17 protein-coding genes are annotated in these 14,779 nt (G+C 31.6%); 12 read left to right on the top strand and 5 right to left on the bottom strand.

The features are described from left to right. Window positions 1–64: 64 nt before the first annotated feature. From MR285_RS04325 to MR285_RS04310, 4 genes are all read right to left on the bottom strand, one after another. Window positions 65–415 (bottom strand): Spx/MgsR family RNA polymerase-binding regulatory protein, encoded by a 351-nt coding sequence (locus MR285_RS04325; protein ID WP_293558382.1) that lies wholly within the window; start codon window positions 413–415, stop codon window positions 65–67. Window positions 416–1,081: 666 nt separating this feature from the next. Continuing rightward, entirely contained in the window at window positions 1,082–2,287 is a 1,206-nt protein-coding gene (locus MR285_RS04320; protein WP_293558380.1) for an FprA family A-type flavoprotein, read from the bottom strand. A 14-nt stretch (window positions 2,288–2,301) separates the two neighbouring features. Further along, window positions 2,302–3,066, bottom strand: coding sequence for an exodeoxyribonuclease III (locus tag MR285_RS04315; protein WP_293558378.1), 765 nt, complete (start codon window positions 3,064–3,066; stop codon window positions 2,302–2,304). An 8-nt stretch (window positions 3,067–3,074) separates the two neighbouring features. Continuing rightward, window positions 3,075–3,893, bottom strand: a complete 819-nt coding sequence (locus MR285_RS04310; RefSeq protein ID WP_293558376.1) for an ATP-binding protein — start codon at window positions 3,891–3,893, stop codon at window positions 3,075–3,077. Window positions 3,894–4,182: 289 nt separating this feature from the next. On the opposite strand from MR285_RS04310, the gene MR285_RS04305 reads away from it, so the two are divergent. From MR285_RS04305 to MR285_RS04290, 4 genes are read left to right on the top strand one after another with little or no spacing between them, the layout of a single operon-like run. Beyond that, window positions 4,183–5,637: a nicotinate phosphoribosyltransferase gene (locus MR285_RS04305; protein ID WP_293558374.1), complete on the top strand. Its 1,455-nt coding sequence runs from the start codon at window positions 4,183–4,185 to the stop codon at window positions 5,635–5,637. A 24-nt stretch (window positions 5,638–5,661) separates the two neighbouring features. Then, window positions 5,662–6,528: a radical SAM protein gene (locus MR285_RS04300; RefSeq protein ID WP_293558372.1), complete on the top strand. Its 867-nt coding sequence runs from the start codon at window positions 5,662–5,664 to the stop codon at window positions 6,526–6,528. Window position 6,529: 1 nt separating this feature from the next. Next, complete coding sequence (locus MR285_RS04295) at window positions 6,530–7,036, top strand: hypothetical protein (protein ID WP_293558370.1); 507 nt, start codon at window positions 6,530–6,532, stop codon at window positions 7,034–7,036. A 9-nt stretch (window positions 7,037–7,045) separates the two neighbouring features. Continuing rightward, entirely contained in the window at window positions 7,046–8,260 is a 1,215-nt protein-coding gene (locus MR285_RS04290) for an AI-2E family transporter (RefSeq protein WP_293558368.1), read from the top strand. A gap of 90 nt (window positions 8,261–8,350) precedes the next feature. On the opposite strand, the gene MR285_RS04285 is transcribed toward MR285_RS04290, so the two are convergent. Continuing rightward, on the bottom strand, window positions 8,351–8,641 hold the full coding sequence (locus MR285_RS04285) for an encapsulin-associated ferritin-like protein (RefSeq protein WP_293558366.1): 291 nt from the start codon (window positions 8,639–8,641) through the stop codon (window positions 8,351–8,353). A 135-nt stretch (window positions 8,642–8,776) separates the two neighbouring features. On the opposite strand from MR285_RS04285, the gene MR285_RS04280 reads away from it, so the two are divergent. The 8 genes from MR285_RS04280 (at window position 8,777) to MR285_RS04245 (ending at window position 14,464) form a co-directional block, all read left to right on the top strand. After that, the gene (locus MR285_RS04280; RefSeq protein WP_293558364.1) at window positions 8,777–9,997 is read left to right on the top strand and encodes an ABC transporter ATP-binding protein; all 1,221 of its coding nucleotides are present in this window, start codon (window positions 8,777–8,779) and stop codon (window positions 9,995–9,997) included. Next, a complete protein-coding gene (locus MR285_RS04275; protein WP_293558362.1) occupies window positions 9,990–10,625 on the top strand; it encodes an ABC transporter permease in 636 nt (211 codons plus the stop codon). Before MR285_RS04280 ends, MR285_RS04275 begins: the two co-directional genes overlap by 8 nt. Then, window positions 10,625–11,602: an osmoprotectant ABC transporter substrate-binding protein gene (locus MR285_RS04270; protein ID WP_293558360.1), complete on the top strand. Its 978-nt coding sequence runs from the start codon at window positions 10,625–10,627 to the stop codon at window positions 11,600–11,602. Before MR285_RS04275 ends, MR285_RS04270 begins: the two co-directional genes overlap by 1 nt. Next, window positions 11,595–12,239 (top strand): ABC transporter permease, encoded by a 645-nt coding sequence (locus tag MR285_RS04265; protein ID WP_293558358.1) that lies wholly within the window; start codon window positions 11,595–11,597, stop codon window positions 12,237–12,239. Before MR285_RS04270 ends, MR285_RS04265 begins: the two co-directional genes overlap by 8 nt. A 420-nt stretch (window positions 12,240–12,659) precedes the next feature. Beyond that, on the top strand, window positions 12,660–13,019 hold the full coding sequence (locus tag MR285_RS04260; RefSeq protein ID WP_293558356.1) for a hypothetical protein: 360 nt from the start codon (window positions 12,660–12,662) through the stop codon (window positions 13,017–13,019). Between the two features lie 117 nt (window positions 13,020–13,136). Continuing rightward, a complete protein-coding gene (locus tag MR285_RS04255; RefSeq protein ID WP_293558354.1) occupies window positions 13,137–13,400 on the top strand; it encodes a hypothetical protein in 264 nt (87 codons plus the stop codon). After that, a complete protein-coding gene (locus MR285_RS04250) occupies window positions 13,384–13,614 on the top strand; it encodes a hypothetical protein (protein WP_293558352.1) in 231 nt (76 codons plus the stop codon). Before MR285_RS04255 ends, MR285_RS04250 begins: the two co-directional genes overlap by 17 nt. A gap of 715 nt (window positions 13,615–14,329) precedes the next feature. Then, window positions 14,330–14,464 (top strand): hypothetical protein, encoded by a 135-nt coding sequence (locus MR285_RS04245; RefSeq protein WP_293558350.1) that lies wholly within the window; start codon window positions 14,330–14,332, stop codon window positions 14,462–14,464. The last annotated feature ends 315 nt before the right edge of the window (window positions 14,465–14,779 follow it).

Below are 14,779 nucleotides of genomic sequence, written 5' to 3'. Positions count from 1 at the left end.
ATAGAAAAACTAGAGTTGAAATAAAATCAATTCTAGTTTTTATTTTAAGTTATAAAATTCTTGATTATAAGCTTTCTAAATATTTTTTTACTTGAGGTCCTACAAAGGCTTTGTCATCTTTTAAAAGTATTGGTCTTTTTACTAACATTCCATCTGTTGAAAGTAGTTCTAATATTTCATCTTCAGTCATGTCATTTTTCTTGTCCTTTAGTCCAAGTTCCCTATATTTTATGCCACTTGTGTTAAAAAGTTTTAGCACATCAATATCTGCTCTCTTCATTATTTTTTTGAGTTCATCTGCTGACAATAGCTCCTTGTCAATTTCTCTGTATTCATAAGGAATATTTTTTTCTTTTAATAATTTTTCTATATTTTTGCAAGTGCTACATTTTTTGTAGCCGATTAATGTGTTCATTTTTAGCCTCCTTAATTTAAAAACATTATACTACATAAATTTATAAAAAAATTTATAAAAAAATTTATAAAAAAATAAAAAAATTTTCATAAAAAGTGTTTAAAAATAAAAATACGTGGTATAATATTAGTACCAAATAAGATTACTATATTAAAGTAGAAAATAAATAAAAGTAAAATCTTATTTGGAGAAACATGACAATTCCATCCAATATTCGTAAAAATGTTTTTGATTTTGTTAAATTTACGAGTTTTGACTTAAAACGCCAAGACTTTTATATAAATCGAATAGTTTTTAATGGACGTTATAATGTGTAAAATGATGGTAAATAGTTTGTTTTGATATTACTCTTAGTTTTTATATGATGAGGTACACAGGCTTAGAGTTGGGACTGTGAAGAATATCAAATTGTATAGGACTTAGGTAAAATAAGAATATAGGTGATAGACGTGATTGAACCAAAAAGTTTAAATTGGATGGAATTGGATATTTAAAAAGAATGTCATTTGTAAATTAATATGGCATTCTTTTTTTGTGCATTTTTATGCTACATAGCTAAAAGTAATATTTTATAAATCTCTTTCTAAGAAGTTAAAAAATTGGTGTAAGAGATTTTATTCAAAATAAATAAAAATAAGAAATCGCCACGAAATCGTGACGATTAATTTATTTATCTAAAATTTTTGCAGCCATTTCTTTTCCAAAGTCGATTAACTGTTTAATTTCTTCGTCAGTTGCTGCACCTTGAATTTCAAGTTGTGTGTCAAGTACATTGTAATTTCCATCTTCCATGTATTTCTTTAGAGTTTTAAGTGCTCCACCAGACCATGAGTAAGATCCAAAAATTCCCCAATAATTATTTTTCATCCTTTGGTGAGAAACTTCTGTCAATAGATAATTCATTGGTGGGAATAGATTGTTGTCATAGGAACATGAACCTAAGATAACGCCCTTGTATCTCCAAATATCTGATAGTAGATAGGAGAAAGAAGTCTTTGTTATGTCGCGAATTTTAATATTTGTAAGTCCGCCTTCAGAAAGTCCTCTTGCAACAGCTTCTGCCATTGTTTCTGTGTTTCCATACATTGATCCATAAATTACTACACAACCGTCAATTGTTTCTTGTTTTGCAAGGGATGTGTATATGTCGATTATTTTTTCAGGGTTTTCTCTCCAAATTGGTCCGTGATCTGGACAAATTAACTCGACATCAAGAACAGCTAATTTTTTTAGAGCTTTAAGTGCTTGTGCAGCGTATTTGCCCACAATATTTATGAAATATCTAGTAGTTTCTTCAAGGTAATTGTCGTTGTAGTCAATTCGGTCATCAAAAATACCGCCGTCAAGAGTCCCAAAGCCGCCGAAAATATCTTGTGAGAAAAGTGTCTTTGTAGTTTCTTCGTATGCTACCATGGATTCAGGCCAGTGAACCATAGGAGTCATGTAGAAAGTAAATTTTCTATTTCCCAGTTCTAATGTTTCGCCTTCTTTTACTTCTACGATATTGTCCGTAACTTCATAGAAATTATTTAACATTGCAACAGCTTTTTTGTTTGTAACAAGTTTTGCCTCTGGATAAATGTCCAAGATTGACTTAAGAGAAGATGTGTGGTCCGGTTCCATGTGATTGATTATTATGTAATCAACTTTTTCACCTTCGCCAACTATTTCGTTTATTTTTTGTATATAATCATCTACTGTGTTGACTTTTACCAAGTCGAAAAGTATATTTTTTTCGCCTTTAACTAAGTAGGAATTATAAGCAACTCCATTTGGAAGAGGCCACATTCCTTCAAATAATTCTGTTTGTCGGTCATTTGTACCTATATAATAAATATCATTTTTAATAGGAACTGACAATAAATTTTTCATAATACCTCCTATATTTAAAGCTTTATTTTAAGTTCAACAGGACAGTGATCCGATCCCATAATTTCCTGATGAATTTTTGCATCTATTAAATTTTTTTCAAGGCTATCTGATACTACAAAGTAGTCTATTCTCCAGCCAATGTTTCTTTCTCTCGATTTTGCAAAATAGCTCCACCACGAATATTCATCGGTAAGCTCTGGATAAAAGTATCTAAAGGTGTCGATGTATCCGTTATCCAAGAGTTCTGTGAATTTATTTCTCTCTTCATCAGTAAAACCTGCAGATTTTCTGTTAGTAGATGGATTTGCTAAGTCAATTTCTTTGTGAGCTACATTTAAGTCGCCACATAAAATTACACCCTTTTTTGCCTTTAAATCATTTAGATAAGCTCTAAAGTCGTCTTCCCAAACTTGTCTGTAATCAAGTCTTTCTAATTTTCTCTTTGAATTAGGTGTATAACAAGTAACGAAGTAAAAATTTTCAAATTCTAGCGTTATAACTCGTCCCTCGTTGTCGTGTTCCTTCCTTCCAATTCCATAATTTACGTTAATAGGTTCTTTCTTAGAGAAAATTGCCGTACCCGAGTAACCTTTTTTCTCTGCATAATTATAAAATTCGTAGTAACCAGGCAGGTCCATTTCAATTTGACCCTCTTGGAGTTTTATCTCTTGAAGTGCAAATATATCAGCGTCAAGTTCCTTAAAGTAGTCCATAAACCCCTTTTTAATGACAGCTCTAAGTCCATTTACATTCCAAGAAATCATTTTAAATTCCTGCATATGTCCTCCTAATAAAATTCCAAAAAGTCGTGTCTTTCGCCTTTTTCTTTGAAGCCTAAGATTTGTTCCATATTTACATTTTCAGTAGCACGAAGAATATTTATGTCAACATTTTTGTTTTCTTTTTTAAGTTCTTCGATTAAGTCCTTTATAAAAAACCTCTTGTTGCCAGATTTTTTCTTTGTAACAGTACAAGCGCAATCAAGGGCAGATAGTCCAGTGGACTTCATAAAGCGTATGATTGCTTCTTCACGAACTAGATACATTGGTCTAATAAGTTCAAGACCTTCAAAATTTTGCGATTTTAATTTTGGCATCATAGTTTTAAAATCGCCGGCATAAATAATATTTAAAAGAACTGTTTGGATGACATCGTCAAAGTGATGACCAAGGGCAAGCTTATTGCAGCCAAGTTCTTTCGCCCTATTGTACAAATTTCCACGGCGCATTCTAGCACACATATAACAAGGAGAACCGCCTTCGGACATTTTTTCTGCAACAGAAAAAACATCGGAGTTGTGAATCTTAACTGGTATGCCCATTTTTTCACAGTTGAACTCAAGCCTTTCTCTATTTTCAGGAAGATAACCTGGATCCATTGTTATAAATTCAAGTTCAAAGGGTACTTTGTTATGCCTTTTTAATTCCTGCAATAATTTTGCAAGAGTAAGGGAATCCTTGCCGCCAGAAATTGCAACGGCAATTTTGTCGCCGGGACTGATTAATTCATATTTATTTACACCTTGTACAAATTTTTTGTAAATATCTCGTCTATATGTTTTTATAAGGGACCTTTCTATGTCCACAGTGCTTTTTATTGCTTCCAAAAAATTTCACCTTTACCAATCTATTCTCATTATAGCACAGTTATTTTTTAAATTTAACTAAATACAATTTGTAAAGACGCTAAAATATTTTTGTATCGCCTAAACTTTTGCTTAAAAATTATAACACAATGAGTTATTAAAAATTAAATTCTTTGATAACTTTTGTTTAAGTTCTAAAGACCATAAAATATCAAAAACCTTCGCAATGTGGTATAATTTATATAATTTAATTAAAGACGCTACAAAATTAAGAGCGTCATATTGTAGAGAGAAAAAAAGGAAGTATCAAATGGTAAATTATAATGTTAAGAAAAACTTCACATTACTTGTGGATTTTTACGAATTAACAATGGCAAATGGATTTTTTAAAGAAGACATGAGAGAAAAGAAAGTCATCTTTGATATGTTTTTTAGAGAAGTGCCTGACAATGGCGAGTACACAATTGTTGCTGGGCTAGAACAATTAATCGAGTACATGGAAAATCTTCACTTCTCTGAAGATGACATAGAATTTTTGAGAGGCAAAAATATTTTTGACGAAGAATTTTTAGATTACTTAAGTAATTTCAAATTTGAATGCGACGTGTGGGCAATGCCAGAAGGAACTTTAGCCTTTCCTGGCGAACCTCTTGTTACAGTAAGAGGTCCTGCAATTCAAGCACAAATGCTAGAAACAATGGTTCTCTTAACCTTAAATCATCAATCAATGATTGCTACAAAGGCATCAAGAATTGTAAAACAAGCAAAGGGCAGACCAGTTGTTGAATTTGGATCGAGGAGAGCACAGGGATATTCTGCCGCAAACTTAGGGGCGAGAGCTGCATACATTGGTGGATGCGCAGGGACTGCCAACACATTATCTGACAAAATGTTTGGAGTGCCAGCCCTTGGTACTATGGCACACTCTTGGGTTCAAATGTTTGACACAGAACTTGAAGCCTTTAGAGCCTTTGCAAGAGTATATCCAGACAACTGTCTTTTATTAGTAGATACTTACGACACTCTTAAAGAGGGCGTGCCAAATGCAATAAAAGTTTTTGACGAAGAAGTTGTCCCTCGTGGATTTAGACCTAAGGGCATTAGAATTGATTCAGGAGATATAACATATATATCAAATAAGGCAAGAAAGATGCTCGACGATGCAGGCTATCCCGATGTACAAATTATGGCGTCAAACTCACTTGATGAGTACACAATAAGGACAATTTTACATCAAGGAGCAAAATTAGATTCCTTTGGAGTAGGCGAAAGACTTATTACATCAAAATCATCTCCAGTTTTTGGCGGAGTCTACAAATTAGTTGCAACTATTGACGATGACGGAAAAATTATTCCAAAGATAAAAATATCCGAGAATGTTACAAAAATTACTACTCCAGGTTTTAAAGAACTTTATAGATTTTACGAAAATGAAACTGGAAAGGCAATGGCAGATGTAGTTGCATTGAGAGATGAAGAAATACCAGAAGACAATTATGAAATTTTCCACCCAGTTTACACATGGAAGAGAAAAACTCTTACAAATTACACTGTAAAGAAAGTTCTCGTACAAATTTACGACAAGGGCAAACTTGTATACAAACTTCCAAGCCTTGAAGAAATAAAGAAGAAGGCTGAGATGGAACTGGACACATTGTGGGAGGAAACTAAAAGACTTGACAATCCAAATGAATACATCGTGGACTTGTCAGAAAAACTATGGAAGGTTAAGGACAATTTATTAAAGAAACACGGTAAGAATTAAAAATAAAATTAGAAGGGGAGAAATATGCAGTATTACGGAAATGTTTTTAGACCGCCAAGTGAGGCAAGGTCATTAATTATTCAGGCGACTGTGGGATGTTCTCACAACAATTGTACATTTTGTTATATGTATAAAGATGATGACTTTAGGATAAGACCTCTTGAAGATATTAAGAAGGATTTAATAGAAATGAGCTCATATAGAGATTATTTTGAAAGAATATTCTTGGCTGATGGAGATGCACTAATCTTAAAGACAGAAGACCTAGTTGAAATTTTAAGGACTATAAAAAAATATTATCCCAATGTAAATAGAGTTTCATCTTATGCAACTGCTCAAGACATAAATAGAAAGTCCCTTGATGAATTAAAAACCCTTCGTGAAGAAGGACTTGAAATGTTATACATTGGATTTGAAACTGGGGATGAAGAGCTTTTAAAAGAAATCAAAAAGGGTATTACCTATGATGAGTACGTAACTGCGATGAAAAAGGCAAAGGAAGCAGGGTTTAAAACTTCTGTAACTATTATTGCAGGCTTAGGCGGAGTTGAAGGTATGGAAAGAAATGCAGTGGGAACTGCAAAACTTGTATCGGAAACTAAGCCGGACTTCTTGGGATATCTCACTATGAGAATTTACAAGAATACACCACTTTACTCAGATTATATTTCTGGCAAATTTAAAATGCCTAGTGCAGGCGAAATTTTAGAAGAGATGAAAATATTTTTGGAGCACGTTGATTCAGAAGGTACAGTCTTTAGGTCAAACCACGCGTCAAACTATGTTCTACTTGCTGGAAATCTAAATGAAGACAGACTAGATCTCATTAGGGCAATAGAAAAAACTTTGAAAAAGAAAAATTTTAGACCTGATGCATTGAGAGGTTTTTAAATTGAGTAAAAAAGATTTAAAAAATAATGAAGATTCAAAAAAATTAGAGGATTTAAAGTTAAAAGAAATTTCAAAACATCAAAATAGCGGTGTAATTTCCTTTACAAAGGAAGAAGACAAAAAATCTCTTGCGGTAAATCCCGTTAGATTTTTACTCCCACTAGATTATAGCAAAGCTCCTTTAAAAAAAGATAACCTTGAAATTGACTTAAAGGAAAAGGAAAAACCCGACGACAAGGGCTTTGAAATAATTATGGAAATAAATCCAAATATTTATGAAGATAAAAAGAAAAAAAGTAAAAGGAAAAGTAATTTGCCAATGCTTTATAATCAAGAAGAAGTTAAAGAGGAAACTCTTGGCGTTATCGACGATTATAGAGAGCTCTTCTCAAGACAAATGAAATTGGCACTTAGTTTTTCTGAAATCTACATCAATAGCATAGCGGATATGCAAAAATCTTTTTTGGAAGAGTATTTTAATTTTTTAGATAGCCTTTCAAAAAAATAAGGAGAATTAATGGAAGAAAAAAGAGAAATAAGAGAAAGTGTTAATAGCCCGCTAAAGAAATTATCCTTTAAAAATGAAGTTTATAAAAAGATTTTTTTAACGGGACTTGCACTATTATTCATTGCCTATTTATTTTTAAACAGCAAAAGTATATTTACAGGTTTTGGCACATTGCTTGGCATAATGGCACCCTTCATACTTGGGGGAGTAATTGCCTTTATAATGAAAATACCTTTAAATTTTTTTGAAAGAAAAGTTTTTAGCAAAATAAAAAATAAAAAAATAGAAAAGCATAAGAGGACAATTTCCATAGCCCTAACCTTTATATTTATTATTCTAGTAATATTTATAATAATGGCAATAATTGTACCTCAGCTAATCAATTCCTTTGACGGAATTAGAAAATCACTGCCAAGCTTTTTGCAAATGGCAATTGACAAGACTAGAGAAATTCCATATCTAAGTAATTATTCAGACAAACTGCAAAGCGAGTACAACAATTTAAGTTGGAACGAAATATTTAATAGAATTAGGGACTTTGTAACATCAAGCGAAAGACCATCGAATATACTTAACAGTGCAATTTCAACTGCATCGAGTATACTAGGCGGACTAGTATCCTTTATGCTTGCCCTTATAACATCAATTTATATTTTGGCTGACAAGGAAAGACTTGGATACCAAGCTACGAGAATTTGTTATTCTTTCTTTAATAACAAAATTGCAGATAAAATAATTCACGTAGTGCGTCTTCTTCACGAAAACTTTTTTGGATTTATAAGGGGACAACTTACAGTATCCACTTTTATAGGGATTGCAACTTTTGTATCATGTTTTGTAATTGGAGTTCCCAATGCAGCAACTCTTGGAGTTATAATTGGAGTTACAGATCTCATTCCAATCATTGGACCTTTTTTGGGCGGAGCCATGGGCTTTATAATGACTGTAATAGAAGATCCTACAAAGGGAATTATATTTATAATTTTAATCTTAATTCTTCAACAAATTGAATCAAACTTAGTATATCCAAAGATAGTTGGAAACAAAGTAGGACTGCCATCACTTTGGACACTAGTTGCGATTACAGTTGGTGGGTCTCTATTTGGAGTAGTAGGAATGTGGGCATTTATACCTTTAGCATCCACTCTCTATGAACTAATGAGAGAATATACTGCATATAAAATTAAGGAAAAAAATTTAGAGCTTAGAATTAAAAAGGTTTAATAAAAAAATGGCTAAATATACAAAAATATTTGATATTTAGCCATTTTTTATAATATTATTAGTTTTTTAGTATTTATCGTTCACTTACAATTATTTTTCTGCGTCCATAATGTCGCCTTCGCAGAATAGGTAAGTTCTCATTTGTTTGTCCCAACCTTCTTGGTTTCTTCGTAACCATTCAAGTGTCATCATTGCGTGTTCCATTTCTTCTTCTGCATTGTGCCACATTATTTCCTTTAATTCTTTATCTTCAGTAACTGAAACTCTTTGGTAGTACCAATCAACTGCTTCAATTTCTTCTTTTAATGAATTAATTGCTCTAATAATTTCTCTTGATTTTTTTGTCATTTCTTCCGCTGGTTCATGATAATCGTTAGCCATAATATCCTCCTTAAAACAAAAATTATACTTACAATACTATTATAACATTAATGTATAAAAGGTCAAAATGAGTAATTTTTGAAATATTATTATTTAGGGTATAATAAAAATAAGTTAAAAAAAGGAGAGGTTATAATGATAGAGTTTAAAAATGTCAGTAAAATCTATCCTGGCAATCAGGTTGCAGCTGAAAATATAAATTTAAAATTTAAAGATGGCGAGTTTATATGCTTTATTGGAGCCAGTGGATCGGGTAAGACTACTTGCATGAGAATGATCAATAGAATGAATGATATAACTAGTGGAGATATTTTGATAAATGGAGTTAGCATAAAAAATATGGATCCAGTTGATCTGAGAAGAAAAATTGGATATGTAATTCAACAAATTGGACTACTTCCACATATGACAGTCTACGACAATATAGTTCTTGTGCCAAGGCTTTTAAAGTGGGATGAGGATAAACTTAGACCAATAGCAGAAAATTTAATCGAAAAAGTAGACCTACCCTTATCTTACTTAGATAAATACCCATCAGAACTATCTGGAGGACAACAGCAAAGGATTGGAGTAATAAGAGCTCTTGCAGCAGACCAAGATATTATTCTAATGGACGAACCCTTTGGTGCACTTGACCCAATAACTAGAGATGCCTTGCAAAAACTTGTGAAAAGACTTCAAAAGGAAATGGGAAAGACCATAGTATTTGTATCTCACGACATGGACGAGGCATTATCCCTCGCAGATAGAATTGTAATCATGAGAAAGGGACATGTGGAACAATTTGACACGCCTGAAAATATTTTAAAAAATCCAAAGAGCAAGTACGTGGAAGATATGCTTGGCGAAGAAAAATTAAATGAAGCAAAAACATCTTACAGAACTGTAGAAACAATTATGTTAAAAGATCCAGTTTCACTTTCTAGCGATAGGTCTACTTACGATGCCCTTGCCCTTATGAGGAAAAGAAGGGTAGACACAATTTTTGTAACTGACGAAGAAGAACATCTTCTTGGAGCAGTTGGAATGTTTGACATAGGAAGATTTGGTAAAAAAATAAAATCTCTCGACGAAGTAATGGAAAAAGTCTATGCAATAAGAGAAGACACAGTTATTATGAATGCCATAAGAGATATTTATAATTTGGATATAAAAAACCTTCCAGTAGTAGATATAGATAATAAACTCGTTGGACTTGTAACTAGAGCTTCGGTAGTAGATACAATTTACACAAACCTTTGGGAAAATGAAAGCGAAGAAGAAACTGAAGAAATTTTTGAAGATGACAACTTGTCAGAGCTTATGAAAGATGCATCAGGAGAGACATCTAAAAAGATAGGTGAAGATAATGATTGATTTTTTACTTGCTAATAGTGGAGAAATTTTATCAAAGTCAATAGAGCATCTTTTTATTGCATCAATTTCACTATTTTTTGGAGTTTTAATTGCAGTTCCATTAGGAATATTTTTAACTCGCTCAAAGACCACGGCAAAAATTGTAATGGCAATTGCATCAGTACTTCAAACTGTACCGTCCTTTGCACTATTGGCACTAATGATTCCAATCTTTGGAGTTGGCAAAAAACCTGCCATAGTTTCACTTTTTATCTATTCACTGCTTCCAATTTTGAGGAATACTTATCTTGGAATAGCAGGAGTAAATGACAAACTAATTGACGCAGCAAAGGGCATGGGCATGACGAGGTCGCAAATTCTTTTTAAAGTACAAATACCAATGGCTATGCCAGTAATTATGAGTGGGATAAGACTTTCTGCCATTTATGTACTTGCATGGACTACTCTTGCATCCTATGTTGGAGCAGGAGGACTTGGAGATTTCATCTTCAATGGACTTACAAATGCCATAATGCCAATGGTCGTATGGGGTACAATTCCCGTAACACTAATGGCTATAATTGTTGACTTTTTCTTTGGAATTTTAGAAGACAAACTTTCACCTAACAAGACAAGTGAGGTGGCGTGATGAAGAAATTAAAAAAATTAACTTTAATTTTTGTGATGGCTTCCATATTTTTGACATCTTGCACTCTACCTGGCATTGGTGGAAACACAAAAACAAACGTAGTTGTTGCAACTGGGTCAAATACAGAAAGACAAATATTGGGAGAAATGGTTAAGCAAATGATAGAACATCACACAGACCTTGATGTTTCATTAATAACAAATTTGTCATCTTCAGTCTTAAACCACATAGCTATGTTAAAAGGGGATGTCAACGTAGTTGGTGCTATGTACACAGGTACTGCACTTAGTGGCGAGCTTGGAATGAAACCAATAAGAGATCCAAAAGAAGCACAAGAAGTTGTAATGAAAGAATATTACAAGAGGTGGAATAGATTTTGGTATCCATCCTTTGGCTTTGACAACACATATGCCTTTATGGTTACTAAAAAATTTGCAGAAGAAAACAATCTTAAAAAAGTTTCAGATTTAGAAAAAATAAAGGATAAAGTTAGCGTTGGAGTTGACACAGCTTGGATAAAGAGAGAGGGCGACGGATATAAGGCCTTTCAAGAAACTTATGGTTATGGATTTAAAAGAGTCTATCCAATGGATATTGGACTTGTCTATACAGCACTTGCCAGTGGTGAAATGGATGTAGTTCTTGGATATTCAACTGACGGAAAAATTTCATCTTACGATTTAGTAATATTAGAAGACGATAAAAGACTTTTCCCACCCTATGACGCATCACCTATTGCATCAGAAAAAATTGTGGAAAAATATCCAGAAGTAGAAATTGCAATAATGAAACTAGTAGGACAAATTTCATCAAAAACTATGCAGGAATTAAATAGACAAGCAGACGAAGACTTAATCGAACCAGCGAAGGTAGCGGAAAACTTTTTGAAAAAAAATAATTATTTTGAAAATGTAAAAATCGACAAAAATAAATTGCAAGAGTATAAAGCTTTTGTGGAAGGAGGAAAAAATGTCTGATGTAATAATGTACTACGCACAAAATTCAAGCTATGTTTTTGAGCAATTTATTAGGCACTTTTTAATTTCCATTTATGGAGTTTTATTTGCATCAATAATTGCAATACCTCTTGGATTTTTCGTGGCGAGAAAAAGAAAACTTTCAAGACTTACAATTAGCATTGCCAATGTAATGCAGACCATACCTTCCCTTGCAATGCTTGCCATACTCATGTTTTTAATAGGAACGGGACCAAATACAGTTGTCTTTGCCGTATTTTTATATGCAATCCTTCCAATATTAAAAAACACAGTTTCAGGAATAAATTCTGTAACGCTAGAACTTGTTGACGCAGCAACAGGTATGGGCATGACAAAAATTCAGCTAATGACAAAAGTTGAATTGCCCCTTGCAATTTCAATTATAATGGGAGGGATTAGAAACGCCTTAGTCCTTGCCATAGGCGTAACGGCAGTTGGAACATTTATTGGCGCAGGAGGACTTGGAGATATAATCACAAGAGGAATAACCGTAGCCAATGGAAGTCCAATAATAATTGCAGGAGCAATCCCAACGGCACTAATGGCAGTTGTGGCAGACTTTATACTTGGAATAATAGAAAACAAACTAACACCAAGAACATTTACAAAAGTTTAATTTCATTAAAAGTAAATCAAATTTATAAAGCAGCTTAAAATAAAAAAATTATAAATAAGACTATTTATAAGACAAAATATTTAATAGCAAAGAAAAAGGGGCTGTTGCAAAAGTCCCAAAATAAAAAAGGCGAGGATAATAAAAACCTCGTCTTTTTTGATACAATGTATTTATGAAAACTAAAAAACACACATTATCATTAACTAATTATACGCTAGTTAATGGAACAATTCAATTAAAAATAACTTTAATATAGAATTATATTCTTAACTGTCAAGACATATGTTACAGAAATAAAAAAGGCTTTGATATGATTGAGGATATAGAAAAATATATGGAAAGCTATAATTGTGATAAATCAGATGTTTGTACTGATTATTTTGATTATAACTTTTATGGATTATGAATTTGAGGTATAAAATGAAAGTTATAAATATTAATTCAATAGAAAAAGTGAAATTAGAACGTGAAATTAAAGACTATATAGCAAATCATTTAGAAGATTTTAATGAATTTTGGGTAATTTCAAAGTTCGCCATATTAGCCGATGATATGGTATTTGCTGTTGATAAAAAAATTGAGATAAATACCATAGAAGCACCTGTAACTGACTATATAATGATTATAGAGGGCAGTAAAATTGCTTTTCAAATTTTTAATATAGTGTTTTTTGATAAAGATGAAATTGATGAAGTGGCACAACTTCAAGATATATTTACAAAAGATGAAATAAGATATATGGAAGTTTTTGATGAAGAGTATGAAGAAATAGAGGTATAAAATGAATTTAGAAGAAAAAAATGATGTTTACTTATATAGTAGGTAAAATTACAATAGGAGCGATTATAATGTTTATAGTCGCTTGTTTAAATTAAAATATGAGGGTATAATAAGAATATGAGTAAGAAAGAAAAAATAATAAAATCTTTTTTAGATGTAAATATATCTAAAAATTTAAAATATAAAGACTTTTTAACACTAGCCTCTATTCTTAATTGGGAAAAAAGAGAGGGAGCTGGTAGTAGTGAAAAATGGTATTTTAATGATAAAATGATTTTACGGATGCACAATCCGCATGGAAAAACCTTTTTAGGTAGAGGTAGGGCGGAAGATATCAGAGACGCTATCATAAAAGGAGGATTTTATGAAAAAATATCTTAACTATAATGGTTATTTAGCATGGTATGAGTGGATAGATGAAGATAAAGAATTTCATGGAAGAATTTTGGGAGTAGATGCTATAATTGGACTTTATGGCACAACAGAAGATGAAATAAAAGAAGATTTTAAAAATGCTGTAAAGGATTATGAAGAAGATTTTAAGGAAAAGGGAGTAATTCCTATAAATAGAGTTAAAGAGGCAATAACTCTATAAAATAAAAAAATAAATTAATTCAAGAGGCTGTTGCAAAAGTCCCAAAATAAAAAAGGCGAGGATAATAAAAACCTCGTCTTTTTTGATACCATGTATTTATGAAAATTAAAAAACACACATTATCATTAACTAATTATACGCTAGTTAATGGCACAATTCAATTAAAAATAAACTTTAATACAGAATTATTCTTAACTGTCAAGACATATGTTACAGAAATAAAAAAGGCTTTGATATGATTGAGGATATAGAAAAATATATGGAAAGCTATAATTGTGATAAATCAGATGTTTGTACTGATTATTTTGATTATAACCTTTATGGATTTATAGATTATGGGTGGATATAATATTCACTTGTAATTTACAATACTTGTTAAAATGAGTACAAGGGGTATAATTGATGTATGTATAGTATTGAAATTAGTAGACAAGCAATTAAAAATCTAAAAAAATAGATAATAGACAAAAAAACAATACTTGAAGCTATAAAAAACTTCAAGGTTTACCACAATATAGATTAAGAGTAGGTGTATATAGAGTAATATACACAAAAGAAAAAGAAAATATCAAAATTATAAATATATTACCAAGAGGAGAAGCATATAAAAAATAGGGGGCAATATGGATACTTTTGTAAAAGATATGAACGAATTAACAACAGAAGAACAAGGGGAATTTGTTAGCCTTAATGAGGCGATAAAGGAGTTGGATTTATGAATAAAACTATAATAAAAGCTTATGATATTTTTAAAATATTACCAGATGAAGCACAAAAAAGAGTTTTAAATTATATAAAAGCTCTGAAATTAACATCGCAACAAAAAAGCAAAGATAAAATAAAACAATAAGTATGAATATATAGAACTTATTAAGATTAAAAAAGAAGGTGGTGTTGCAGAATAGATAATTCTATTTTGCAACACCACCTTTATAGTGTATAAAATAGCAATTAAATAAAAAGAAATTCAGGAATTTAGATTTACAATTAAGTTGTATAAACTGTAAACTCCAAGAGGAGATTTTATATATTCTTTTTGATTCTATATAATATTTTAAATTTTTAAGTTATCTATTATTTGTAAGTAAGAGAAATGACAGGTAAAGAAAAAGGAGAGTTGTTTATGAAGATAAAAGAATATATTAAACAACTGGATAGAATAATG

Origin of the sequence: Peptoniphilus sp. (assembly GCF_022767005.1) — a bacterium.
In the GTDB taxonomy this organism is placed as follows: Bacteria; Bacillota; Clostridia; order Tissierellales; family Peptoniphilaceae; genus Peptoniphilus_A.
The sequence above is the reverse complement of the archived record's forward strand: the minus strand, read 5'-3'. Positions and strand labels throughout refer to the sequence as shown.

What these genes read in the sequence shown, in the direction of transcription:
- MR285_RS04265 (WP_293558358.1), top strand. Translation starts at nt 11,595, where the DNA reads ATGTCTGATGTAATAATGTACTACGCACAAAATTCAAGCTATGTTTTT.
- MR285_RS04270 (WP_293558360.1), top strand. Translation starts at nt 10,625, where the DNA reads ATGAAGAAATTAAAAAAATTAACTTTAATTTTTGTGATGGCTTCCATA.
- MR285_RS04315 (WP_293558378.1), bottom strand. Translation starts at nt 3,066, where the DNA reads ATGCAGGAATTTAAAATGATTTCTTGGAATGTAAATGGACTTAGAGCT.
- MR285_RS04320 (WP_293558380.1), bottom strand. Translation starts at nt 2,287, where the DNA reads ATGAAAAATTTATTGTCAGTTCCTATTAAAAATGATATTTATTATATA.
- MR285_RS04245 (WP_293558350.1), top strand. Translation starts at nt 14,330, where the DNA reads ATGAATAAAACTATAATAAAAGCTTATGATATTTTTAAAATATTACCA.
- MR285_RS04280 (WP_293558364.1), top strand. Translation starts at nt 8,777, where the DNA reads ATGATAGAGTTTAAAAATGTCAGTAAAATCTATCCTGGCAATCAGGTT.
- MR285_RS04275 (WP_293558362.1), top strand. Translation starts at nt 9,990, where the DNA reads ATGATTGATTTTTTACTTGCTAATAGTGGAGAAATTTTATCAAAGTCA.
- MR285_RS04300 (WP_293558372.1), top strand. Translation starts at nt 5,662, where the DNA reads ATGCAGTATTACGGAAATGTTTTTAGACCGCCAAGTGAGGCAAGGTCA.
- MR285_RS04260 (WP_293558356.1), top strand. Translation starts at nt 12,660, where the DNA reads ATGAAAGTTATAAATATTAATTCAATAGAAAAAGTGAAATTAGAACGT.
- MR285_RS04325 (WP_293558382.1), bottom strand. Translation starts at nt 415, where the DNA reads ATGAACACATTAATCGGCTACAAAAAATGTAGCACTTGCAAAAATATA.
- MR285_RS04290 (WP_293558368.1), top strand. Translation starts at nt 7,046, where the DNA reads ATGGAAGAAAAAAGAGAAATAAGAGAAAGTGTTAATAGCCCGCTAAAG.
- MR285_RS04305 (WP_293558374.1), top strand. Translation starts at nt 4,183, where the DNA reads ATGGTAAATTATAATGTTAAGAAAAACTTCACATTACTTGTGGATTTT.
- MR285_RS04250 (WP_293558352.1), top strand. Translation starts at nt 13,384, where the DNA reads ATGAAAAAATATCTTAACTATAATGGTTATTTAGCATGGTATGAGTGG.
- MR285_RS04255 (WP_293558354.1), top strand. Translation starts at nt 13,137, where the DNA reads ATGAGTAAGAAAGAAAAAATAATAAAATCTTTTTTAGATGTAAATATA.
- MR285_RS04285 (WP_293558366.1), bottom strand. Translation starts at nt 8,641, where the DNA reads ATGGCTAACGATTATCATGAACCAGCGGAAGAAATGACAAAAAAATCA.